This is a genomic window from Cupriavidus sp. UGS-1, from assembly GCF_021213615.1.
In the GTDB taxonomy this organism is placed as follows: Bacteria; Pseudomonadota; Gammaproteobacteria; order Burkholderiales; family Burkholderiaceae; genus Cupriavidus.
This window is the reverse complement of sequence record NZ_JAJQJF010000002.1, coordinates 223,262-243,276: the sequence shown is the minus strand read 5'-3', so window position 1 is coordinate 243,276 and position 20,015 is coordinate 223,262. Positions and strand designations below refer to the sequence as shown.

Below are 20,015 nucleotides of genomic sequence, written 5' to 3'. Positions count from 1 at the left end.
GCCGGCGGGTCCCAGCCGATGGTGAAGTCCTCGATGGCCGACGACCGCAACGCGCACTCCCGACCCGACCGCAATGACGACGCCGCTGGCGCGCTGGCGCTGGCGGAACTGCCTGCCGCGCTGCCGCACGACAGCGCCGAGGCCGACGACTATCACCGCCGCTTCGGCGGCGTGGCGCGGCTCTACGGCGCCGACGGGCTGGCCCGGCTGGAGGCGGCCAGCCTCTGCGTGGTCGGCATCGGCGGGGTCGGCAGCTGGGCCGCCGAGGCGCTGGCCCGCAACGCGGTGGGCCGCATCACGCTGATCGATCTGGACCATATCGCCCCGTCCAATACCAACCGGCAGATCCACGCATTGGGCGACGAGTACGGGCGCGCCAAGGTCGAGGCGATGGCGCAGCGGCTGGTGCAGATCAACCCGCGCGTGCGGGTGCGTCCGGTCGACGATTTCGTGACGCCCGACAATGTCGAGGCGCTGCTGGCCGGCCACGACTACGTGATCGATGCGATCGACGCGGTCAAGGTCAAGATCGCGATGCTGGGCTGGGCCCGGCGCCAGCGGCTGCCGATCGTCACCTGCGGCGGCGCGGGCGGCCAGCTCGACCCGACCCGCGTGCGCGTCGCCGACCTGTCCCGCACGATCCAGGACCCGTTGCTGGCCAAGGTCCGTGCCGGGCTGCGCAAGCAGTGGGGTCTGCCGCGCGACCCGAAGAAGCCGTTCGGCCTGCCGGCGGTCTATTCCGACGAACCGTTGCGCTATCCCGAGCCCGAGCAGCAGGCATGCGAGATCGACGAGGCGCCGTTCGCCGACGCCGCCCATCCGCAGCGGCAGGGGCCGCAGGGGCTGGCCTGCGCGGGCTTCGGCTCGTCAGTGGCGGTCACCGCGGTGTTCGGCTTCGTCGCGGCGTCGGTGGCGCTGAGCGCGATCGCGCAGGCCCGCTGACGCTGGCGGTTCTCTGTCGCCCCCGCGAACGCGGGGGCCCAGCGACTTGAGCTCAAGCCACTGGGTCCCCGCCTGCAGGGAACGACACGACTGTTCAGGCGCGCAGCGCGTCCAGCAGCCGCACGACCTGCGCCTCGCCGGGCGCGAGGTTGTCGAAGAAGATCAGTTCGGGATAGTCGGCCGCCGCCGGCATGAAGCGCCGCTGCCGATAGTCTTCCCAGTGCGCGAGCTTGTAGGCGTCGTTGGGATTGCCGCGCCGCACGATGCGCGCGTGCGCCTCGTCCTCGGGCAGATGGACCCAGACGATGCGCACCGTGGTGCCGGCCGGCACCGCCAGCCAGTTCGGGTCGCTGAGCCGATGCTCGCGGATCTCGCGCGACAGCGGGCCGATCACGATCGCGCTGATGCCCAGCGCCAGGTTCTCGCGCGCGGTATCGAGCAGGCCCTGGTATTCCGGATCGCGCAGATGCTGCAGATAGAGCGGACTGTCGCGGTCGTTGGGATCGCCGGTCAGCGCCCCCATCGCGGCGGCGCTGTAGCGGCCGTACAGCGTGTCCTTGTCGAGCAGGCAGAACGGCTCGCCGGTGGCCTCCATCAGCGGGCCGATCAGCCGATGGGCCAGCGTGGTCTTGCCGGTACCGGCATGTCCGCAGAAGAAAATCAGTCGTGGCATCGAGGGCAACGAAGGGGGAAGGACGGCGTGCCCGGCGCGGGATTCGCGCGGGATTCGCGCGGGATTCGGTATCCTTGCGCGTATCCCTGTGCCTTCGGGCATTCCGCGCAGCATAACCGATCGCCTACATGACCGTTTCCGCTTCCGCTTCCGCTCCCGGTTCCGCTCCCGCTCACGCTGACGCCTCCGATCACGCGGCGCCGGCCCCCACGGCTTCCACTGCCGCACCGCCCGAGCTCGACAGCAGCGCGCTGCCGGCCGACCTGCATCTGGGCGAGCCGGTCACCGACCATACCCATGCGGAGTTCGTGCTGCTGCTGGAGGCCGCCGCGCGTGCCGGCGACGATGGCTTTCTGGCCGCGCTGGACGAATGGATCGACCACACGCGCTATCACTTCGGCATGGAAGAGGCGTGGATGGAGGCGATGAACTTCGGGCCGCGCCAATGCCATGCCGGCGAGCATCGGCAGATGCTGGAGATCGTCGACAAGGTCCGGGCCAAGGTCGAGCAGGAAGGAGACTTCGAGACCGGGCGCCGCCTGGTGGCGGAACTGCCCGGCTGGTTCGCGCTGCATGTGCGCAAGCAGGACGCCGCGATGGTCGCCCATATGCGGCAGAACGGCTTTACGTTGGTGGAGGGGCCGGCGGGTTGAGGGTGGGGCGATTGCCTGCGCTTCAAGACCACCCCCTCTCCCCAACCCTTTCCCCCCTGAAGGGGAGAGGGAGGACGCACTCGGCAAGCTCGGACAGACATAGCGATCGGTTTTCTGCTTTCCTGCTCGCCGGACATCGCGGTCGGTTTTCTCCCCTCTCCCGCTTGCGGGAGAGGGGCCGGGGGAGAGGGCAGCCGCCCCCGTCAGCCCGACGACCTCAGTTCAACGCCGCACTCAACTGCCGGCGCCAGCGCGACACCGCCTCCGGCGCGTCGCCCATCATCTCGAACACCGACAGCATCGTCTTGCGGCCGACATCGTCCTCGAAGCCGCGGTCGGTGCGCACGATCGCCAGCAACTGCTCCAGCGCCGGTTCGTATTGACGGCGGGCGATCAGCAGCCGCGCCAGATCGAGCCGGGCCTGCAGGTCCGCGGCATTGGCCTCGATGCGGCCGGTCAGCGTGGCCTCGTCGGGCAGGTCGCTCAAGCCCTTCATCGCCTCGAGCCGCGTCTGCAGCGCGGCGTAGGCATCGTGCTGCGGCGCGCGCGGCGTCAGCATGCCGAACTGGGCCTCGGCTTCCTCCAGCGCATTGCCGTCGAGCAGGAACGCGATGTAGTCGATGCGGGCCTCGTCGAAGCCGGGATCGAACGCCAGCGCGGCCTGGAAGGCCTCGCGCGCGATGTCGCGCTTGCCGCCGGCGGCCGCCTGTCGTGCCTCGCGCAGCGCGATCTGGCCCGGGTTCGGCGTGACTCGCGCGATGAATTCGCGCAGGCCCGATTCGGGCAGCACGCCGATGAACTGATCGACCGGCTTGCCGTCGACAAAGGCCACCACATGCGGAATGCTGCGCACGCCGAAGTGGGCGGCCAGCTCCTGATTCTCGTCGACGTTGATCTTGGCCAGCTTCCACTTGCCGCCGGCCTCGCGCTCGAGTTTTTCCAGCAGCGGGCCCAGCGTGCGGCACGGTCCGCACCATGGCGCCCAGAAGTCCACCAGCACGGGGACGCTGCGCGACAGCGCAATCACGTCGTGGTCGAAGTTCTGCAGGGTGACGTCGCTCATTCCTTGCCTCGCTGTTCGTGAATTCCTGATATCGCGTGAGATCCGCGCCCGGCCCGGACGCATGCCGCCAGGTTCGGCAACGCGCCGTACGGCCGGTTCCCTGTGATCGATGTGGGGACGGCGCCGCTCATGTCAACCCTGTTTGCGGGAATCTACCCCTTGGAAATAGAACGGTCGTTCGGTTATATTGCTTGACGATTCGCCGCCGGGGCTGCTTGCCGGCCGCGGCGGCGTCGGCTCATCGCCAGACTACGACGCCCAGCAACGATGCTCGAGAACAGGTCGCGAAGACCGCTCAGGAGACAACGCATGCAGACCCAGAAGCCCGCCGCGCGCCCGCATTTCCAGTTCTGGCCCAAGCGGGCGCCCACCGCCATCGTGCTGCCCGAGACCTCGCTGTGGGTCAATCTGGAAGTGTCGGCGCGCCGCTATGCCGACAAGGCCGCGATCCGCTACTTCGGCAAGGCCATTACCTTCCGCGAGCTCGAGGCGCAGGCGACCGCGCTGGCCGGCTGGCTGCAGCGCGAGGCCGGCGTGGCCAAGGGCGACCGGGTCCTGCTGTACATGCAGAACTGCCCGCAGTTCATCGTCGGCTACTACGCGATCCTGCGCGCCGATGCGGTGGTGGTGCCCGTCAATCCGATGAACCGCGCCGAGGAATTCAAGCACTACATCACCGACGCGCAGGCGCGCGTGGCGATCTGCTCGGCCGATCTGGCCGGCGGCGCCGCGGCCGCCAATGCCGAGCTGCCGCAGGAGCAGCAGCTGCAGCATCTGCTGGTGACCCAATACGCCGACGCGCTGCCCGAGCGCCACGAACACCCCGAGGACGCGCCGCCCGCCTGGCTGACCGCCGAGCACCCGCTGCCGGCCGGCGCCGTGCCCTGGCGCGACGCGCTGGCCTCCGGCCACCAGCCCAGCCCGCATACCGCAGGTCCCGACGACATGGCAGTAATGCCCTATACCTCGGGCACCACCGGTTTCCCGAAGGGCTGCATCCATACCCATCGATCGGTGATGCACAACGTGGTCGGCGGTTCGACCTGGTCGGGCTCGGGCGCCGAGTCGGTGATCCTGTCGGTGCTGCCGCTGTTCCACGTGACCGGCATGCAGTACGGCATGAACGGCCCGATCTACAGCGGCGCGACCGTGGTGATGCTGCCGCGCTGGGACCGCGAGGTCGCGGGCCGGCTGATCTCGCGCTACCAGGTCACGCACTGGACCAATATCCCGACGATGGTGATCGATTTCCTGGCCAGTCCGAATCTGGCCGAGTTCGACCTGTCGAGCCTGCGCTATATCGGCGGGGGCGGGGCGGCGATGCCGCAGGCGATCGCCGAGCGGCTGCGCGAGCAGTTCGGCCTGAACTATCTCGAAGGCTACGGGCTGTCCGAGACGATGGCGCCGACCCACAGCAATCCGGCCGACCGGCCCAAGCTGCAGTGCCTGGGCGTGCCGACCTTCAACACCGACGCGCGCGTGGTCGACCCGGCCACGCTGAAGGAGCTGCCGCCGGGCGAGGTCGGCGAGATCATCGTCTGCGGCCCGCAGGTGTTCAAGGGCTACTGGGGCAAGCCGGACGCGACGCGCGAGGCCTTCATCGAGTTCGAAGGCAAGACCTTCTTCCGCACCGGCGACCTGGGCCGGATGGACGAGGAGGGCTATTTCTTCATCACGGACCGGCTCAAGCGGATGATCAACGCGTCCGGCTTCAAGGTCTGGCCGGCCGAGGTCGAGAACCTGCTGTACAAGCATCCGGACGTGCAGGAGGCCTGCATCATCGGCACGCGTGACGCCTATCGCGGCGAAACGGTCAAGGCCGTGGTCGTGCTGAAGGCGCACGCCAAGGGCAAGACCACCGCCGACGACATCATCGGCTGGGCCAAGGACAATATGGCCGCCTACAAGTATCCGCGCGTGGTCGAGTTCGTCGACGCACTGCCGAAGTCCGGGACCGGCAAGGTGATGTGGCGCCAGTTGCAGGAAGCCGAGAACGCGCGCCTCGGTTGATGCCGCGCGGTGCAAGGGGTGCGCGGCCGCTCAGTGCCCGCGCACCCGCATCAGCATCTTGACCATCGTCTTGTAGCCGCGCTCGCGCGCATGGCGCGTCGGCGTGACGCCGTCGCGATCGGCCAGGTTCGCATCGGCGCCGGCGTCGAGCAGCAGCTGCACCACGTGCTCGTAGCGCGCGCTGCCGTCGCCGAGCACGATCGCCTCGAGCAGCGCCGTCCATCCCAGCGCATTGACATGATCGACCGGCACGCCGGCCTGCAGCAGCAGCTGGACCACCTCGGGGTTGCCGTGCTGCGACGCCGCGGTCAGCGCGGTGCCGCGATAGCGGTCGGTGCTGCGCGGATCGGCGCCGTGCGCCAGCGCCAGCCGCACCAGCTCGAGCTGGCCGCTGGCGGCGGCCAGCAGGAAGGCGCTGTTGGCGTGCTCGTCCTTGTGATTGACATCGGCGCCCGCGTGGATCAGCGCGCGGGCCGCCTCGCCATGCCGCTGATAGACCGCGAGCAGCAGCGCCGTGCGTCCGCGCTCGTCGGCGGCATGCGGCGACGCGCCGGCACCCAGCAGCTTGCGCACCAGCGCCGCGTCGCCGAGCGAGGCGGCAGTCAGCAGATTGCGGTTCAGCGCGCTCAGCCCGTCGTGTGGCCTGCCGGCGCTGCCCGGCTGCGTGGCGGCACGTTGCGGGGACGACGGCGAAGCGGGAGCCGGCGAGGACGAGCCGGGCCGGGCCGCCATCGATACGCCGGCCGGCCCTGACAGCAAGGCCCCACCGAGCAGCAGCCCCGACAACCCCAGCGCTTCGGCGACCATCAGGCGGCGGGCTCGGGCGGGGGCGGGCATGGCGCTCTCCGGTTCAGGCGGCGTTGGCCGCTTTGCTGTCGGCGGCGGGCTCGCCGGCCGATTCACCGTCCGATTCGTCGGCCGGTTCCGCGTCGGCGGCCTGGATCTGCCGCCACAGCCGGCCCAGATAGGGGTCGTCGACGCCGTGCGTGGCCAGGCCCAGCAGCGTCTGGTGCAGATAGTCGCGCGCGGGGCCATACAGGCCGGTGGCGCGCCGCAGGCAGGCCACCACGCGCTCGTCGGGCAGGCGGCCGGCATAGGCTTCGTGGGCGCGGTTCATCACGAAGGCGAGCGCCCGCTGCGGGGCCGCATCGCCATCGAGCTTCACGCGCAGCCAGCGCGGATGGTAGGCGCCGGTCATCATCTCGCGGCGCCACAGCACGCGGAACTCCTGCTCGACGACGTGGCTCGGGATGCGGAACACCATGCCGTGGCAGCTGCCGCCGCGGTCCAGGCCCAGCACCAGGCCCGGGTTGTCCCAGGTGCCGCGATTGATGCGCGAATAGAGGTAGAAACCGCGGTGATAGCCGTGCACGGTCGCGAGCCGGCGCTCGGTGTGCACCACCATCGGGTTCCAGATCAGGGAGCCGTAGCCGAACAGCCAGACGTCGCCATGCATGTCCGGCTGGTCGGGCCGGCGATCCAGCGTGGACCGCAACGAGCGCTCGAGCGCGTCGTCCGACAGCAGCGAGGAAGCCACCGGGGTACCGCCCAGCGTGGTCCGCAGCCGGTCCGCTTCAAGATCTTGTCGGGTGATGGCCATGGTGCAAGCATAATGCAAAGCCGGGCAGCGGGAGGCTTGGTACACCACATGGCAGGGAGATGTCGGCGTGGGGCAACGGGGAAGCCCTACCCACTGCCGGCGGGGTGGCGGCCGATGTTGCGCCGTCCTTACAATGGCTGCCAACTACCAGGAGGGACGGATATGGCGCGAACACTTACGGTGGCCTTCGGCACCGGCAAGGAATTCGAGTTCACCATCGGCGATACCGAACTCGCGGGCATCAGCGACGATGCGGGCTGGCGCTGGTTCGACCGGGAGTATGCGGAGCTCGACTGCCAGGCGTCCAGCCCGGTGGGCAAGGTGCTGGTCATCGACAAGATCCTCAGCGTGGCGCGCTTCTCGGGCGAGCAGCGCTTTGCCGGCGATCCGGACTGGGCCCGGGAGTACGCGCGGCATGCCGCGCATATCCTGGGCCGCGATCGGGTGCGCGTCGACGTCGGCAACGCGTCGATCGGCTTCTGAGCGTGTTGGCTGGCTCGTACCCGCAGACGACGCCCGATCGACCATCATGTCATTCCCGCGAAGGCGGGAATCCAGCGTCTTCAAGAGTCACTGGGTCCCCGCGTTCGCGGGGACGACAAACCTGGCGTGCTGAACCGCCTCAGACTGCCAGCAGCTCCACTTCGAACAGCAGCGTGGCGTTCGGCGGAATCACGCCGCCGGCGCCGCGTGCGCCATAGCCCAGGTCGGCGGGAATCACCAGCCGGCGGGTGCCGCCGACCTTCATGCCTTGCACGCCTTCGTCCCAGCCGCGGATCACGTGGCCGGCGCCCAGCGGGAACACGAAGGGATCGTTGCGATCCTTGCTCGAATCGAATTTGCGGCCGGCCTGGCCGTTCTCGTACAGCCAGCCGGTGTAATGCACGGTGACGTGCTTGCCCGCGGTCGCTTCGGCGCCCTGGCCGGTCACGGTGTCTTCGTATTGCAGGCCGGAAGGAGTGGTGATCATCGGTCTTTCCTTTGTGTGACTGCGCATCGCGATCGGCGATCGCGACCCGCGTGGTGATTCGGAGCATGGACCCCGCGGCCGTGGCCGGCGCTCACGGTCCTGCCGCAGTGCTGCCGCAGTGCTGCCGAGACGGCAGTGTACCCGCAAGCGCTCAGCCGTCGGCCCGCTGCCAGGTATCCAGGCGCAGCTGCACGCTGCGCTCGTCGTCGCTGAACCAGATCTCGCCGTCCTGGATCGTCACGGTCAGCCGCATCGCGCGGCGCGCCATGCCGGCCAGCGCGTCGACCGCCTCGCCCGGCACCGCGTGGACCGTCAGATTGCGCAGCTTGCCGGCCTTGCCGGCGATGCCCTTCCACCATTCGCGGGCGCTGGCGGGCTGGTAGGCGAACACGGTCACGCGCGCGGCACGCGAGGCCGCGCGCTTGAGCCGCGTCTCGTCGGGCTGGCCCAGGTCGATCCAGTGTTCGATCTCGCCGGTCAGGCTGCGCTCCCACAGGTCCGGCTCGTCGGGCTCGTCAAGCCCGCGCGTCAGGCTCAGCGTCTCGCTGGCCTCGCAGGCGAACGCCAGCAGCCGCACCATCATGCGGGCATCGTTCTCGGACGGGTGTTGCGCGACGGTCAGCGCATGGGTGCCGTAGTAGTGCCGGTCCATATCGGAGATCGACAGCTCGGCTTTGCAGATGGTGGACTTCAGGGCCATGGGGGAAGAGGGGGCGGCGGGCCGGCCGATGGCGCGGGCAGGATGCCCGGCATGGCCGGCCGGCAAAGCGCGCATGTTACCCGATCACCGCGCGCATGACGGTGCGGGACATGGCCGCAGGCAAGCGGCAGCGGACTGTGGAAAACACAACGCCGCGCGGGAGGCGCGGCGCGGATGTCAGCGGGACTTGCGGTAATCGCTGAGGTAGAAGCGCAGCAGCGCGGAGGCGATCACCAGCGCGAGGAAGGCGGCGGCGATGACCATCGCCTGGCCGGCCGGGCTGTCGATCTGCCCGTTGACGCCGAGTTCGACCAGGCGGCCGATCACCAGCATCACCAGCACCGGGATCACCAGGGCGCGGCGGCCGTAGGTACGCATCACCCAGCCGGGGAAGTTGCGCAGATGGCCGACGAAATCGCGCGGAATGCTGCAGATCAAGCACGCCCCTGCGGCAGCGAGCGAAGCCGCCACCACATCCCCCAGTCCAATCCCGAACATGATTCCCCGTCCCGTCGCACCCGGGCGAAACATGCCGGGGCTAAATTTTGCAAAGCGCTGATTCTACAGAAGATTTCGGGATCTCAGGTGTCGCCTGGTCGACCTGTGAAAGAAGCCGACACTCTGTCAGGGCACCAGCACCGGCAGCAGGAAAATGCCGAGCACACACAGGAAGCCCAGCGTCCAGCACAGCGAGCGCAGCGTGGCGCGATCGGCGAGATAGCAGACGGTGTAGAGCACGCGGATCACGATGAAGGCGACCGCCAGCTCGTCGATGCGCGCCTGCGGCGCCTGCAGATGGCTGGCGCACAGCACCGCGGCGGCGAACAGCGGGAAGGCCTCGAAGTGATTGCGGTGGGCCAGGTCGGCGCGGCGGGCGCGGCCGCTCTGCCGCTCCAGCCAGGCGCGCGGATCATGGTTGTCGAAGCCGGGCGCGCCCCATTTGGCGATGCCCACCGTGACGATGGGCAGGATGCCGGCGATCAGCACGCACCAGAAAGCGATCGGCATGGCGTTGTCCTTGGTTCTGTCGTGGGCGGCAGGCAGCGCTCAGGCCGTGATGAGGCAGCGGTCCCGCAGCAATGAGGCAGCAATCACGCCGCCACCACCCGGATCGTCACGCCCGGCAGCGTCACCACCTGGCCGGCGCGGATCTTCGCGGTCTTGCGCGATTCGGCCACGCCGTCGACCGCGACCTCGCCGGCCGCGACCAGCGCCTTGCCGGCGCCGCCGCTGTCGACCACGCCGGCCAGCTTGAGCAGATCGTTCAGCGCGATGTGCTCGCGGTCCAGCGGGAAGGTCAGGGTCTGCATGGTGAAGATCGGGTTTGGGTGTGTGGCATCGGTTGCTGACAAAGCGTCAATAACCATCATGTCGTTCCCGCGAAAGCGGGAATCCAGCGTCCTTGAAAGCCACTGGGTCCCCGCGTTCGCGGGGACGACCGGCTTTGTCGGCAATCGAGGACAGGGCGCCTACTTGCCCCAGCTGTCCTTCAGTCCGACGATGCGGTTGAAGACCGGACGGCCGGGCTGGCTGTCGACCCGGTCCGCGACGAAGTAGCCGTGCCGCTCGAACTGGAAGCGGTCCTCGGCCTTGGCCTCGCGCAGGCCGGGCTCCAGATACGCTGTGACCACGCGCTTGGAGTCGGCGTTCAATGCATCGAGGAAGTTCTTGCCGCCGGCGTCCGGATGCGGGTCGTTGAACAGCCGGTCGTACAGCCGCACCTCGGCCTGCAGCGCATGCTCGGCGCTGACCCAGTGGATGTTGCCCTTGACCTTGACGCTGTCCGCGCCCGGCGTGCCGCTCTTGGTGTCCGGCAGATAGTTCGCATGGACGGCGACCACATTGCCGTCGGCGTCCTTGTCGACGCCGGTGCATTCGATCACGTAGCCATAGCGAAGCCGCACCTTGTTGCCCGGGAACAGCCGGAAATAGCCTTTTGGCGGGTTCTCGTTGAAGTCCTCGCGCTCGATCCACAGCTCGCGCGACAGCGGGAATACGCGCTTGCCGAGCTCGGGCTGCTTCGGATGGACCGGCGCCGAGCACTCCTCGCTCTGGCCTTCCGGATAGTTGTCCAGGATCAGCTTCAGCGGATCGAGCACCGCCACGCCGCGCGCCGCGCGCGCATCGAGGTCGTCGCGCACCGCGCCTTCCAGCGTGCTCATGTCGATCCAGCTGTCGGACTTCGCCACGCCGACGCGATCGCAGAACAGCTGGATCGATTCGGGCGTATAGCCGCGGCGGCGGATGCCGACGATGGTCGGCATGCGCGGATCGTCCCAGCCATCGACGCGGCCCTCGTTGACCAGCTGCAGCAGCTTGCGCTTGCTGGTGATCGCGTAGGTCAGGTTCAGCCGGGCGAACTCGTACTGATGCGGCAGCGGCTCGCGGAACACGCCGCATTCGCGCAGCTGGGCCAGCACCCAGTCGTACAGCGGACGGTTGTTCTCGAACTCCAGCGTGCACAGCGAGTGGGTGATGTTCTCCAGCGCATCGGAGATGCAATGCGTGAAGTCGTACATCGGATAGATGCACCACTTGTCGCCGGTGCGATGGTGGTGCGCATGGCGGATCCGGTAGAGCACCGGATCGCGCATCACGATGTTGGGCGCGGCCATGTCGATCTTCGCGCGCAGCACGTGTTCGCCGTCGGCGTACTTGCCGGCGCGCATGTCGCGGAACAGCTGCAGGTTCTCCTCGACGCTGCGCTCGCGGTAGGGCGACGGCGTGCCCGGCTCGGCGAAGTTGCCGCGGCTGGCGGCGATCTGCTCGGCGCTCTGGCTGTCGACATAGGCGACGCCGCGTTCGATCAGCTTCTCGGCAAAGGCGTACAGCTGGTCGAAGTAGTCGCTGGCGTAGTACAGGTGGGCCTGCCGGCCGCCCTGCGCGTCGGCGCTGTCCCAGCTGAAGCCGAGCCAGTGCACCGCGTCGATGATCGAATCGACGTACTCGGTGTCTTCCTTGACCGGATTGGTGTCGTCGAAGCGCAGGTGGCAGCGGCCGCCGTAGTCGCGCGCCAGCCCGAAATTCAGGCAGATGCTCTTGGCGTGGCCGATATGCAGATAACCGTTGGGCTCCGGCGGGAAGCGCGTGATCACGGTGGGCAACGGCCGGCCCTGGGCGTCGTTGCGGCCGGCATAGGTGCCGGCGGCCAGATCCTGGTCGATGATGCTGCGCAGGAAGTTCGAGGCGGCGGGCGTGCTGTCTTGGGCTTTCGGGTCGTGGCTCATGGTTTGGCCAGGTTGGGCCGCGGGTCGCGGCCGGCTTCAGGGCGAATTCGGATTCGGGGTAAGGATCGGCGCGGATGGCGCCGGCCAGCGCGCCGCGGCCCCGAGGGCCCGGCATGTTGGCGGGAACCGGGGATTTTACCGTGCCGGCGCATCGGACGCGCGCGCAATCGCTGGAGGCGGGCTAGCATGGAGTCCCATCCCCCTTCGTTGACGAGGAGCGCCATGCCATCGCCCGAACCCGCCGCCGTCCTAGCCGCGCTGTGGCGCACCACCGGCCTGCCCGACACCGCCCTCGCGCAGGCCACGCTGAGCGGAGCCGAACCGGTGCTGCCGTCGTCGTTCGCGGTCGGCACCGCCGCGCAGGCGAGCCTGGCGGCGTCGGCGCTGGCGGCCGCGGCGCTGTGGCAGCAGCGCACCGGCCGCTGGCAGCAGGTCGCGGTCGACATGCGCCACGCCATCGCGGAATTCCGCAGCGAACGTTATCTGCGCGTCGATGGCGGCCCCGCGCCGGAGCTGTGGGACAAGATCGCGGGCGCCTATCGTTGCGGCGATGGCCGCTGGGTCCGGCTGCACACCAACTTCCTGCATCACCGCGACGGCGTGCTGCGCCTGCTCGGCTGCGCCAATCAGAAGGACGAGGTGCAGGCCGCGCTGGGCAAATGGGACGCCGAGGCGTTCGAGACCGCGGCTTCGGATGCGGGCATGGTGGTCGCGGCGATGCGCAGCTTCGACGAATGGGATCGCCATCCGCAGGCCGCCGCGCTGCGCGAGCTGCCGCCGATCGTCATCGAGCGGATCGGCGACGCACCGCCGATGCCCTTGCCGGACCTGCCGGCGCAGGACGCCCGCCCGCTGTCCGGCGTGCGGGTGGTCGAGTTCACCCGCATCATCGCCGGCCCGGTTGCCGGGCGCACGCTGGCCGCCCATGGCGCCGACGTGCTGCTGGTCACCGCGCCGCACCTGCCGTCGATCCCGCCGCTGGTGATCGACACCGGCCGCGGCAAGCGGTCCTGCCAGCTCGATCTGCGCGACGCCGACGACAAGCACACGCTGCACAAGCTGCTGCACGGCGCCGATGTCTTCCTGCAGGGCTATCGGCCGGGCGGGCTCGCGGCGCTGGGCTTCGGCCCCGAGGCGGCGGCGCGCGCCCGGCCGGGCATCGTCTATGTCTCGCTGTCCGCCTATGGCCATGTCGGACCGTGGGCCGGCAAGCGCGGCTTCGATTCGCTGGTGCAGACCGCGACTGGCTTCAACGACGCCGAGGCCCGAGCGGCCGGCAGCGACACGCCGCGTCCGCTGCCGGCCCAGGTGCTCGATCACGCAGCCGGCTACCTGCTGGCGCTCGGCGCGATGGCCGCGCTGCACCGGCGCGCCACCGAGGGCGGCAGCTGGCACGTACGCGTGTCGCTGGCACAGACGGCGCAGTGGCTGCGCGGCCTTGGCCGGGTCGACAACGGCCTGCAGGCGCCGGATCAGCGCATCGACGACATCAGCGACCTGCTCGAGGCCGTGCCCTCGGGCTTCGGCATGCTGACGACGGTGCGCCACGCGGCGCAACTGTCCGAGACGCCGGCGCGCTGGGAACAGCCCTCGGTGCCGCTGGGCAGCGACGCGGCCGAGTGGCTGCCGCGCGGTACGTCGAAATAACGCGATCCGACAGCGCCCATCGCCCCCGCAACCGCGGGGGCCGAGCGTCTTTGATTCTTCGGCCGCGGGCCAAAGCCGCTGGGTTTCCGCGTACGCCGGAACCACAGGTGATGCCGTCGCCAAAACATTTTGACCGCAACAAACCTACCGAGTAGTATGTTTCAGAAAAGGGCAGGGGCGACACTTGCCGAAACACAACAGGAGACAGAGGCATGCGGGTTCTGATCACGGGCGCGGCCGGCTTCATCGGCACCGCGCTGCAACGTGCGTTGATCGCGCGCGGTAGCCTGGCCGACGCGGACGGCACGCCGCGCCGGATCGAGGAACTGGTGCTCGCCGATCGAGCCGAGGTGCCGCTGGTGGGCGATGCGACGTGCCGGCGCAACGTGCTGCGCGGGGACCTGGCCGAGCCGGGCTTTGTCTCGCAACTGGCAAGCCTGGCGCCGGACAGCGTGTTCCATCTGGCCGCGAGCCTGACGCTGGAGACCGAGGCCGACGAGCCGCGCGCCTATCGCCTCCATGTCGAGGCGCTGCGCGCGCTGATCGCCGGCTTTGGCAAGCCGCCCCGGCTGGTGCTGGCGAGCTCGATCGCGGTGTTCGGCGGCAAGCTGCCCGCGACCGTCGGCGATGGCCTGCGCGCCGAGCCCGACACGACCTACGGCACGCACAAGGCCATTGCCGAGCTGCTGCTGGCCGACTACAGCCGCCGCGGCCGCGTCGACGCACGGGCGTTGCGGCTGCCGATCGTGCTGATCCGCGACGGTGCGCCATCGCCGGCGGTGTCGGACCGCATCGCCGCGATCGTGCGCGAGCCGCTGGCGGGCCGCGATGTCGTCTGCGGCCTGCATCCGGACACGCGGATCCCGGTGGCGTCCGCACAGGCGGTCGCGCGGGCGCTGATCGCCATGCACGATCTGCCGGCGGACCGCTTGCCGCACGACCGCGCGCTGAACCTGCCGTCGTTGTCGACTACCGTCGCGGAGATGGTGGCCGCGCTGCGTCGCGCGGCGGGCGACGAAGCCGCGGCGCGGGTCCGCTACGAACCCGACCCCGCGCTCCAGCGCGTGATCGACAGCTGGCCGCGTGCCTTCACGTCGGACCGGGCCAGCGCGCTCGGTCTGCATGCCGATCCGGATGTCGACGCGATCCTCGCCGCCTATCTGGACGAGAAGGCGGCGGCATGAAGAACCCCGCAATCGGATTCCGCCGCAACGGCCCGATGTCCGTTGACGAAGGCGAGCGGCAGGCCGAGGCCGCGATGCGCTTTGACGACCGGCTGCCGGCCGAGGTCGCCGCGTTGCCGGTCTGCATCGTCGGCGCAGGCTCGTCCGGCGTGACCGCCGCCAAGGCGCTGAAGGAGAAGGGCATCGCCTTCGACTGCTTCGAGCTGGGCTCGAAGATCGGCGGCATGTGGCGCTACGAAAACGACAACGGCATGTCGTCGGCCTATCGCAGCCTGCATATCGACACCAGCCGCACCAACCTCGGCTACTCCGATTTTCCGATTCCGGACCGCTATCCCGACTTCCTGTCGCACTACGAGGTCATCGAGTATCTGGAAGCCTATGCCGAGCGCTTCGGCATCCCGCCGCATATCCGCTTCAACACACGGGTCGAGCGCGTCGAGCCGGCCGGCGATGGCAGCTGGCGCGTCACGCTGGGCGACGGCAGCAGCCGGCGCTATCGCGCGGTGATCGTCGCCAACGGCCATCTGTGGGATCCGCGCTGGCCAAGCTTCGACGGCCAGTTTTCCGGCGAGCAGATTCACTCGCACCACTACCGCACCGCCGAGCCGTTCCGCGACCGCAACGTGCTGATCGTCGGCATCGGCAATTCCGCGGTCGATATCGCGGTCGACGTCTGCAAGTCGGCGAAGCGGACCTGGATCTCGACGCGGCGCAGCGCCTGGATCATGCCCAAATACATCATGGGCCATCCCACCGACCGCTGGTCTGCCTTCTTCGCGCGGCGCCTGCATCTGCCGACGCGCGTCACCCGTACGCTGGTGCGCTGGCTCGCGTATCTGGCCACCGGCGACCAGGCGCGTGTCGGCATTCCGCGGCCGCGCCACGCGATCTGGCGCGAGCATGCGACGCTGAGCCAGGAGCTGATCCCGTATTGCGGTCATGGCTGGATCCGCGTCAAGCCAAACATCCGCCGGCTCGATGGCGAGTACGTCGATTTCGACGACGGCAGCCGAGAAGCGGTCGATGCGATCATCCACGCGACCGGCTACCGGGCCAGCTTTCCGTTTCTCGATCGCCAGGTGTTCGAGGTCACGGACGGCAAGGCCGAGCTCTATCGCCGCATGATGCCGCCGGATCGGCACGGTCTGTTCATGCTCGGGTTGGTGCAGCCGATCGGCCCGACGATCCCGCTGGTCGAGATCCAGGCCAAGTGGCTGGCCGCGGTGCTGGCCAACGAGATCCGGCTGCCGGGCCGGGACGGCATGATGGCGGAGATCGGCGCGCATTGGGACTATGTGTCGCGCCGTTTCGTCGGCTCGGCACGCTACACGCTGGAGGTAGACTTCCGCCGGTATGCGAAGCAACTGTTTCGCGATATCGCCCGGGGAGGGGCGACATGACCCCAAGCAAACAGGAAATCCTGGTCCAGGCCGCGGAATGCTTCATGGAACAAGGCTTCCATGCCACCAGCATCGACGACGTCGCGCGGCGGCTCGGCGCGACCAAGGGCCGCATCTACCATCACTACGCGTCGAAGATCGACCTGTTCTTCGAGGTGCATCGCGAAGGGATGCGCTTGTTGTTCGAGGCCGTCGAGCCCGCGCGCAAGCTCGAGGGCGATGGCGTCACCGTGCTGGCGGCGATGCTGCGCGCGCATGCGGTGGCCGTGCTGCGACACCATACGTTCGAGAGCGTGGTGGCGCAGGGCGTGCAGATGCATCGCTTCGGTGCGACCACGCCGTCGCAGCGGCAGACGCTGGACGAACTGATCGCGAGCCGCGACCGCTTCGAGAAGCTGTTCAAGGACCAGGCCGCGGCGGCGAGGCGCGACGGCTCGCTGGCCGCCGATGCCGACCTGTCGATCGCGGTGAAGACCTTGCTTGGCGGCATCCAATGGTCGCTGATCTGGTATCGACCGGAGGCCGATGCCGACGAGCACGCGCGCGAGCGCCTGGCCGAGGCGATGGTGCGTACGCTGGTCGAGGGCATCCGCGCGCGGCCGGGGCGGGCCTGCGCCGCGGCCCCCACCAAAGGCAAGGCGCGCAGCGCGGCGGGCTCGGGCCTCACCTGAGATACCGCGCTTCGAGCATCGGTTCTCAGGCCGCCTCGTTCAGCATCCGTTCGACCAGCCACAGCCGATCGACGCCCCACACCGGCTCGCCGTCAACGATAAAGAAGGGCGCGCCGAAGACGCCTTGCGAGACGGCATGGTCCACCGCCGCCTCGAGCCGCCGCTTGCCTTCGGGGGAGGCGATCTCGGCCGCCAGCCAGCCGGTATCGGCGCCGACCGCGGCGGCCTCCTCCAGCACCGCATCGAGATCCGTGATGTCTTCCCCGCGCGCCCACAGCCTGGCGAAGATGCCCTGCGCGAAGCGTTTCGCCTGCGCCGGATCGCGTTCGTCCAGCGCCAGAAAGGCGCGCGATGCCTTGACCGAATTGACGCCCCGCATATCGCGCTGGACGAACGGCACGCCGAATATCCGCGCCATCCGGGGCTTGTCGAGCCGCAGGTAATCCGACTTCAGCGGCGTCTCCATCAGCGGCTTCAGACCCATGATCTTGACCACCGTGACGCCGAGCAGGAAGGGGCGCCACACCACGGTTCGGCCATGGCGGGCCGCGAGCGCATCGATCTGCGTCGAGCCGAAGTAGCCGTAGGGCGAGATGAAGTCGAAATAGAAGTCGATGGGGCTGGCCATCGCCGCCTCATTCCATCCTGATGTTCAGTTGCTCGATGGTCCGCCGCCAGTACGCGGATTCGCGCTGCACGCGCGCGCGGATCTGCTCGGGCGACAGGTCGGAGGCCACCATGCCCTGCGTCTGCAGCAGCGGTGCGAAGTCCGGCGCGTGCGTGGCGCCGCGGATGGCCGCAGCGAGCCGGTCCACCGTCGCGCGCGGCGTGGCGGCCGGGACATAGGTGGCGATCCAGTAGCCGGGCGCGGCGATATTGGGGTACCCCGCCTCGGCCAGCGTGGGCACGTCCGGGAACAGCGCGTTGCGCCGTTCGCCCGCCACGGCCAGCACGCGGATCTTGCCGGCCTTTTGCTGCACGAGCGCCAGGCTCGCCGGCGGGAACGAAAAGCTGTACCGGCCGGACAGCAGCTCCACCATCGCCGCGCCCGCGCCCTTCATCGGCACATGCTGGACAGAGACCTTCGCCTCGCGCTTGTAGAGCTCGCCGACGACATGGCTGGGAAAGCCGGCGCCGGACGATACATAGTTGGCCTTGTCCGGCCGCTGGCGCAGCAGCGTCGCCAGTTCCTGCGCCGTCTTGGCCGGCGAATCGGCCGGCACCGCCAGCACCACGTCGCCGCCATCGCCGACGATGGCCACCGGCATCAGGTCGCGCGATGCATCGTAGGGCGTGTCCGGCATCAGCGCCGGAATGGTGGTCAGCGGCCCGTCGACCGAGAACAGCACCGTATGGCCGTCGGCCTTGCTGCGCACCACCGAGTTGACGCCGATGGTGCCGTTGGCGCCGCCGCGGTTCTCGGTGACGACGCTGTGGCCCAGCGTGGTCTTGAGCTTCTCGGCCAGCGTGCGCGCCAGCGCGTCGCTGGGACCGCCAGGCGCCGCTGGCACCACCAGCGTGACGGTACGCGACGGAAACTCCTCGGCCAGCGCCGCGCCGCCGCAGGCCAGCATCATCGAGGACAGGAGCGTGACGAGGGCTTTCATGCCGGGCTTCCTTCGGCTGGCACATTGCGGTCACGGTCGTCGTCCCGGGCCTTGGTGGCGTTGTCCGCGGCAAGGCGGCGCAGCTCGCCCTTGGCGACCTTGTTGATGCCGACCAGCGGCAGGCTGGCGAGAAAGCGGATCTCGCGCGGCACCTTGAAGCCCGCAAGCCGCGCGCGGCAAGCCGCGTCGATCTCGCGGGACAACGCTTCGGTCGAAGCGCTGGCATCGGTCGGCACCACGAAGGCGACCGCGACCTCGCCCATGGCGCCATCCGCACGGCCCACCACCGAGACATCGGCGACGCCCGGCACCGCGCGGACCACGCGTTCGACTTCCGCCGGCGACACGCCTTCGCCGCCGCACTTGATCACGTCGCGCGCACGCTCCAGGAACTGGATCGAGCCGTCGGCGTGGACCTTCATGCGATCGTCGGTGCGGAACCAGCCGTCGGCCGTGAAGGCGGCGGCGTTGGCTTCCTCGTCGTTGAAGTAACCGGCAAAGAGCGTCCGTCCGCGCTCGCCGAGGATCTCGACCTCGCCGACCTCGCCCGGCGCGAGCGACGCGCCGCCGCTGCCTGCCATCCGGGCTGCGTAGCCGGGCGCGACCCACCCGATGGCACCCGGTGCGACCGCCCGGTCGGCCTGTCCCAGGATGCCCGGCGCGAGCAGTTCGGTCATGCCCCACCAGCCCAGGATCGGCACGCCGAAATGCCGCTCGTACTCGGGCAGCCAGACCGAGTTGCACCACAGCCCGAAGGCGTGGGCCGGCGGCACGGGCTGGCGGAACAGCGCCGCACTGGTGAATTGCACGTGCGGCGCAAAGGTGCAGCGCCGCGCCAGCGCCACCGGCCAGAAGCGGCTTGCGGAAAAGCGTGGCAGCAGCACGATAGTGGCGCCTGCGTGCAGGGCGGGCAGCACGCTCCAGGCCAGCCCCACGACGTGATAGAGCGGCAGCGGGACCAGCACGATATCGGAGGGCAGCAGCCCGATGCCGGCCGCACACGATTGCGCCGCCCACAGCGCGTTCGCGCGCGACCAGACCACGGCCTTCGGGCGCGACGAGGTGCCGGACGTGAACATCATGCTGCCGGGGGCAAGCGGGTCCAGTCGCACGCGTTCGACCGGGGCATCGTGCAACGACGCGAAGCCTGCCGTGTCGTCGGCATCGTCGGCATCGCCGGCATCGATGACGATCTGCCAGCGCAGGCCGTGTGCACCGGCACCGGTGGAAGGGGGCGTACCGGGCAATCCGCGCTGCGTGACGATGCCGACCGCGCCGGTGTGGTCGGCGAAGAAGGCCAGCTCGTCGGTAGCCGACTTGGGATTGAGCACCACGCAGACCGCACCAATCCAGGCGCAGCCGAACCAGGTCAGCAGGAACTCGGGGCAGTTGTTGGCATGCAGCAGCACGCGATCGCCGGGCCGCACGCCGCGCTGGGCGAGTCCGCCGGCGACGCGGCGGACGTCATCGAGGAAGGCCCCACGGCTCCACTCGCGCCCGGCGCCCTCGAATGGCTCCCAGGCCAGCAGCAGCCGATCCGGTTGCTCGCGCGCCCGGGTTTCGAGCAGGTCGACGATATCGTCCATGGGCCTCCCGCCACATGCTGCTCGGAGGAAAGAGCGCACGGGCAAGGCCCAGTGTACGGAGGGGACATCCCCATGTCAT

The 20,015-nt window shown here is 69.3% G+C and carries 21 protein-coding genes; 8 read left to right on the top strand and 13 right to left on the bottom strand.

Annotated features, from left to right (window positions below; genetic code table 11):
- Positions 1 to 99 precede the first annotated feature (99 nt).
- Positions 100 to 942 (top strand): ThiF family adenylyltransferase, encoded by an 843-nt coding sequence (locus tag LRR16_RS03670; protein ID WP_370646756.1) that lies wholly within the window; start codon positions 100 to 102, stop codon positions 940 to 942.
- A 94-nt stretch (positions 943 to 1,036) separates the two neighbouring features.
- Here the strand turns inward: LRR16_RS03670 and LRR16_RS03665 are convergent, their stop codons facing one another.
- Complete coding sequence (locus LRR16_RS03665; RefSeq protein WP_232204826.1) at positions 1,037 to 1,615, bottom strand: ATP-binding protein; 579 nt, start codon at positions 1,613 to 1,615, stop codon at positions 1,037 to 1,039.
- 128 nt (positions 1,616 to 1,743) lie between these two features.
- Here LRR16_RS03665 and LRR16_RS03660 point away from each other — a divergent pair, with 128 nt between their 5' ends.
- Complete coding sequence (locus LRR16_RS03660) at positions 1,744 to 2,268, top strand: hemerythrin domain-containing protein (protein WP_232204825.1); 525 nt, start codon at positions 1,744 to 1,746, stop codon at positions 2,266 to 2,268.
- 217 nt (positions 2,269 to 2,485) lie between these two features.
- Here the strand turns inward: LRR16_RS03660 and trxA are convergent, their stop codons facing one another.
- On the bottom strand, positions 2,486 to 3,331 hold the full coding sequence (trxA, locus tag LRR16_RS03655) for a thioredoxin (protein WP_232204824.1): 846 nt from the start codon (positions 3,329 to 3,331) through the stop codon (positions 2,486 to 2,488).
- Between the two features lie 309 nt (positions 3,332 to 3,640).
- On the opposite strand from trxA, the gene LRR16_RS03650 reads away from it, so the two are divergent.
- Positions 3,641 to 5,341, top strand: coding sequence for a long-chain fatty acid--CoA ligase (locus LRR16_RS03650; protein WP_232204823.1), 1,701 nt, complete (start codon positions 3,641 to 3,643; stop codon positions 5,339 to 5,341).
- 30 nt (positions 5,342 to 5,371) lie between these two features.
- On the opposite strand, the gene LRR16_RS03645 is transcribed toward LRR16_RS03650, so the two are convergent.
- Positions 5,372 to 6,178 (bottom strand): ankyrin repeat domain-containing protein, encoded by an 807-nt coding sequence (locus tag LRR16_RS03645; protein ID WP_232204822.1) that lies wholly within the window; start codon positions 6,176 to 6,178, stop codon positions 5,372 to 5,374.
- 13 nt (positions 6,179 to 6,191) lie between these two features.
- The gene (locus tag LRR16_RS03640) at positions 6,192 to 6,941 is read right to left on the bottom strand and encodes a gamma-glutamylcyclotransferase (protein ID WP_006578664.1); all 750 of its coding nucleotides are present in this window, start codon (positions 6,939 to 6,941) and stop codon (positions 6,192 to 6,194) included.
- Positions 6,942 to 7,103: 162 nt separating this feature from the next.
- Here LRR16_RS03640 and LRR16_RS03635 point away from each other — a divergent pair, with 162 nt between their 5' ends.
- Positions 7,104 to 7,424: a hypothetical protein gene (locus LRR16_RS03635; RefSeq protein WP_064572851.1), complete on the top strand. Its 321-nt coding sequence runs from the start codon at positions 7,104 to 7,106 to the stop codon at positions 7,422 to 7,424.
- A gap of 139 nt (positions 7,425 to 7,563) precedes the next feature.
- Here the strand turns inward: LRR16_RS03635 and LRR16_RS03630 are convergent, their stop codons facing one another.
- The 6 genes from LRR16_RS03630 to LRR16_RS03605 all read right to left on the bottom strand — a co-directional run bounded on the left by LRR16_RS03630 (position 7,564) and on the right by LRR16_RS03605 (position 11,838).
- The gene (locus tag LRR16_RS03630) at positions 7,564 to 7,911 is read right to left on the bottom strand and encodes an FKBP-type peptidyl-prolyl cis-trans isomerase (protein WP_006578666.1); all 348 of its coding nucleotides are present in this window, start codon (positions 7,909 to 7,911) and stop codon (positions 7,564 to 7,566) included.
- Between the two features lie 151 nt (positions 7,912 to 8,062).
- Positions 8,063 to 8,611, bottom strand: a complete 549-nt coding sequence (locus LRR16_RS03625) for a YaeQ family protein (protein WP_006578667.1) — start codon at positions 8,609 to 8,611, stop codon at positions 8,063 to 8,065.
- 177 nt (positions 8,612 to 8,788) lie between these two features.
- A complete protein-coding gene (locus LRR16_RS03620; RefSeq protein WP_232204821.1) occupies positions 8,789 to 9,109 on the bottom strand; it encodes a hypothetical protein in 321 nt (106 codons plus the stop codon).
- 126 nt (positions 9,110 to 9,235) lie between these two features.
- Positions 9,236 to 9,619, bottom strand: a complete 384-nt coding sequence (locus LRR16_RS03615; RefSeq protein ID WP_006578669.1) for an MAPEG family protein — start codon at positions 9,617 to 9,619, stop codon at positions 9,236 to 9,238.
- A gap of 83 nt (positions 9,620 to 9,702) precedes the next feature.
- Entirely contained in the window at positions 9,703 to 9,921 is a 219-nt protein-coding gene (locus tag LRR16_RS03610) for an RNA-binding S4 domain-containing protein (protein ID WP_006578670.1), read from the bottom strand.
- Between the two features lie 159 nt (positions 9,922 to 10,080).
- Positions 10,081 to 11,838 (bottom strand): glutamine--tRNA ligase/YqeY domain fusion protein, encoded by a 1,758-nt coding sequence (locus LRR16_RS03605; protein WP_006578671.1) that lies wholly within the window; start codon positions 11,836 to 11,838, stop codon positions 10,081 to 10,083.
- 222 nt (positions 11,839 to 12,060) lie between these two features.
- On the opposite strand from LRR16_RS03605, the gene LRR16_RS03600 reads away from it, so the two are divergent.
- From LRR16_RS03600 to LRR16_RS03585, 4 genes are all read left to right on the top strand, one after another.
- Positions 12,061 to 13,485, top strand: a complete 1,425-nt coding sequence (locus tag LRR16_RS03600) for a CoA transferase (protein ID WP_232204820.1) — start codon at positions 12,061 to 12,063, stop codon at positions 13,483 to 13,485.
- A gap of 212 nt (positions 13,486 to 13,697) precedes the next feature.
- A complete protein-coding gene (locus LRR16_RS03595; RefSeq protein ID WP_232204819.1) occupies positions 13,698 to 14,669 on the top strand; it encodes an NAD-dependent epimerase/dehydratase family protein in 972 nt (323 codons plus the stop codon).
- A complete protein-coding gene (locus LRR16_RS03590) occupies positions 14,666 to 16,072 on the top strand; it encodes an NAD(P)/FAD-dependent oxidoreductase (protein WP_232204818.1) in 1,407 nt (468 codons plus the stop codon). The genes LRR16_RS03595 and LRR16_RS03590 overlap by 4 nt, the downstream gene beginning before the upstream one ends.
- Positions 16,069 to 16,743 (top strand): TetR/AcrR family transcriptional regulator, encoded by a 675-nt coding sequence (locus LRR16_RS03585; RefSeq protein WP_232204817.1) that lies wholly within the window; start codon positions 16,069 to 16,071, stop codon positions 16,741 to 16,743. The genes LRR16_RS03590 and LRR16_RS03585 overlap by 4 nt, the downstream gene beginning before the upstream one ends.
- A 25-nt stretch (positions 16,744 to 16,768) precedes the next feature.
- On the opposite strand, the gene LRR16_RS03580 is transcribed toward LRR16_RS03585, so the two are convergent.
- From LRR16_RS03580 to LRR16_RS03570, 3 genes are read right to left on the bottom strand one after another with little or no spacing between them, the layout of a single operon-like run.
- Positions 16,769 to 17,371 carry a 2-hydroxychromene-2-carboxylate isomerase gene (locus LRR16_RS03580; RefSeq protein WP_232204816.1) on the bottom strand — a complete coding sequence of 201 codons (603 nt, stop codon included), beginning with the start codon at positions 17,369 to 17,371 and terminating at the stop codon, positions 16,769 to 16,771.
- A 7-nt stretch (positions 17,372 to 17,378) separates the two neighbouring features.
- Positions 17,379 to 18,350 (bottom strand): tripartite tricarboxylate transporter substrate binding protein, encoded by a 972-nt coding sequence (locus LRR16_RS03575; protein WP_232204815.1) that lies wholly within the window; start codon positions 18,348 to 18,350, stop codon positions 17,379 to 17,381.
- Complete coding sequence (locus LRR16_RS03570) at positions 18,347 to 19,936, bottom strand: class I adenylate-forming enzyme family protein (protein WP_232204814.1); 1,590 nt, start codon at positions 19,934 to 19,936, stop codon at positions 18,347 to 18,349. The genes LRR16_RS03575 and LRR16_RS03570 overlap by 4 nt, the downstream gene beginning before the upstream one ends.
- Positions 19,937 to 20,015: the final 79 nt, after the last annotated feature.

What these genes read in the sequence shown, in the direction of transcription:
- LRR16_RS03625 (WP_006578667.1), bottom strand. Translation starts at nt 8,611, where the DNA reads ATGGCCCTGAAGTCCACCATCTGCAAAGCCGAGCTGTCGATCTCCGAT.
- LRR16_RS03615 (WP_006578669.1), bottom strand. Translation starts at nt 9,619, where the DNA reads ATGCCGATCGCTTTCTGGTGCGTGCTGATCGCCGGCATCCTGCCCATC.
- LRR16_RS03570 (WP_232204814.1), bottom strand. Translation starts at nt 19,936, where the DNA reads ATGGACGATATCGTCGACCTGCTCGAAACCCGGGCGCGCGAGCAACCG.
- LRR16_RS03630 (WP_006578666.1), bottom strand. Translation starts at nt 7,911, where the DNA reads ATGATCACCACTCCTTCCGGCCTGCAATACGAAGACACCGTGACCGGC.
- LRR16_RS03575 (WP_232204815.1), bottom strand. Translation starts at nt 18,350, where the DNA reads ATGAAAGCCCTCGTCACGCTCCTGTCCTCGATGATGCTGGCCTGCGGC.
- LRR16_RS03600 (WP_232204820.1), top strand. Translation starts at nt 12,061, where the DNA reads ATGCCATCGCCCGAACCCGCCGCCGTCCTAGCCGCGCTGTGGCGCACC.
- LRR16_RS03585 (WP_232204817.1), top strand. Translation starts at nt 16,069, where the DNA reads ATGACCCCAAGCAAACAGGAAATCCTGGTCCAGGCCGCGGAATGCTTC.
- LRR16_RS03660 (WP_232204825.1), top strand. Translation starts at nt 1,744, where the DNA reads ATGACCGTTTCCGCTTCCGCTTCCGCTCCCGGTTCCGCTCCCGCTCAC.
- LRR16_RS03640 (WP_006578664.1), bottom strand. Translation starts at nt 6,941, where the DNA reads ATGGCCATCACCCGACAAGATCTTGAAGCGGACCGGCTGCGGACCACG.
- LRR16_RS03605 (WP_006578671.1), bottom strand. Translation starts at nt 11,838, where the DNA reads ATGAGCCACGACCCGAAAGCCCAAGACAGCACGCCCGCCGCCTCGAAC.
- LRR16_RS03610 (WP_006578670.1), bottom strand. Translation starts at nt 9,921, where the DNA reads ATGCAGACCCTGACCTTCCCGCTGGACCGCGAGCACATCGCGCTGAAC.
- trxA (WP_232204824.1), bottom strand. Translation starts at nt 3,331, where the DNA reads ATGAGCGACGTCACCCTGCAGAACTTCGACCACGACGTGATTGCGCTG.
- LRR16_RS03580 (WP_232204816.1), bottom strand. Translation starts at nt 17,371, where the DNA reads ATGGCCAGCCCCATCGACTTCTATTTCGACTTCATCTCGCCCTACGGC.
- LRR16_RS03665 (WP_232204826.1), bottom strand. Translation starts at nt 1,615, where the DNA reads ATGCCACGACTGATTTTCTTCTGCGGACATGCCGGTACCGGCAAGACC.
- LRR16_RS03620 (WP_232204821.1), bottom strand. Translation starts at nt 9,109, where the DNA reads ATGTTCGGGATTGGACTGGGGGATGTGGTGGCGGCTTCGCTCGCTGCC.
- LRR16_RS03595 (WP_232204819.1), top strand. Translation starts at nt 13,698, where the DNA reads ATGCGGGTTCTGATCACGGGCGCGGCCGGCTTCATCGGCACCGCGCTG.
- LRR16_RS03635 (WP_064572851.1), top strand. Translation starts at nt 7,104, where the DNA reads ATGGCGCGAACACTTACGGTGGCCTTCGGCACCGGCAAGGAATTCGAG.
- LRR16_RS03645 (WP_232204822.1), bottom strand. Translation starts at nt 6,178, where the DNA reads ATGCCCGCCCCCGCCCGAGCCCGCCGCCTGATGGTCGCCGAAGCGCTG.
- LRR16_RS03650 (WP_232204823.1), top strand. Translation starts at nt 3,641, where the DNA reads ATGCAGACCCAGAAGCCCGCCGCGCGCCCGCATTTCCAGTTCTGGCCC.
- LRR16_RS03590 (WP_232204818.1), top strand. Translation starts at nt 14,666, where the DNA reads ATGAAGAACCCCGCAATCGGATTCCGCCGCAACGGCCCGATGTCCGTT.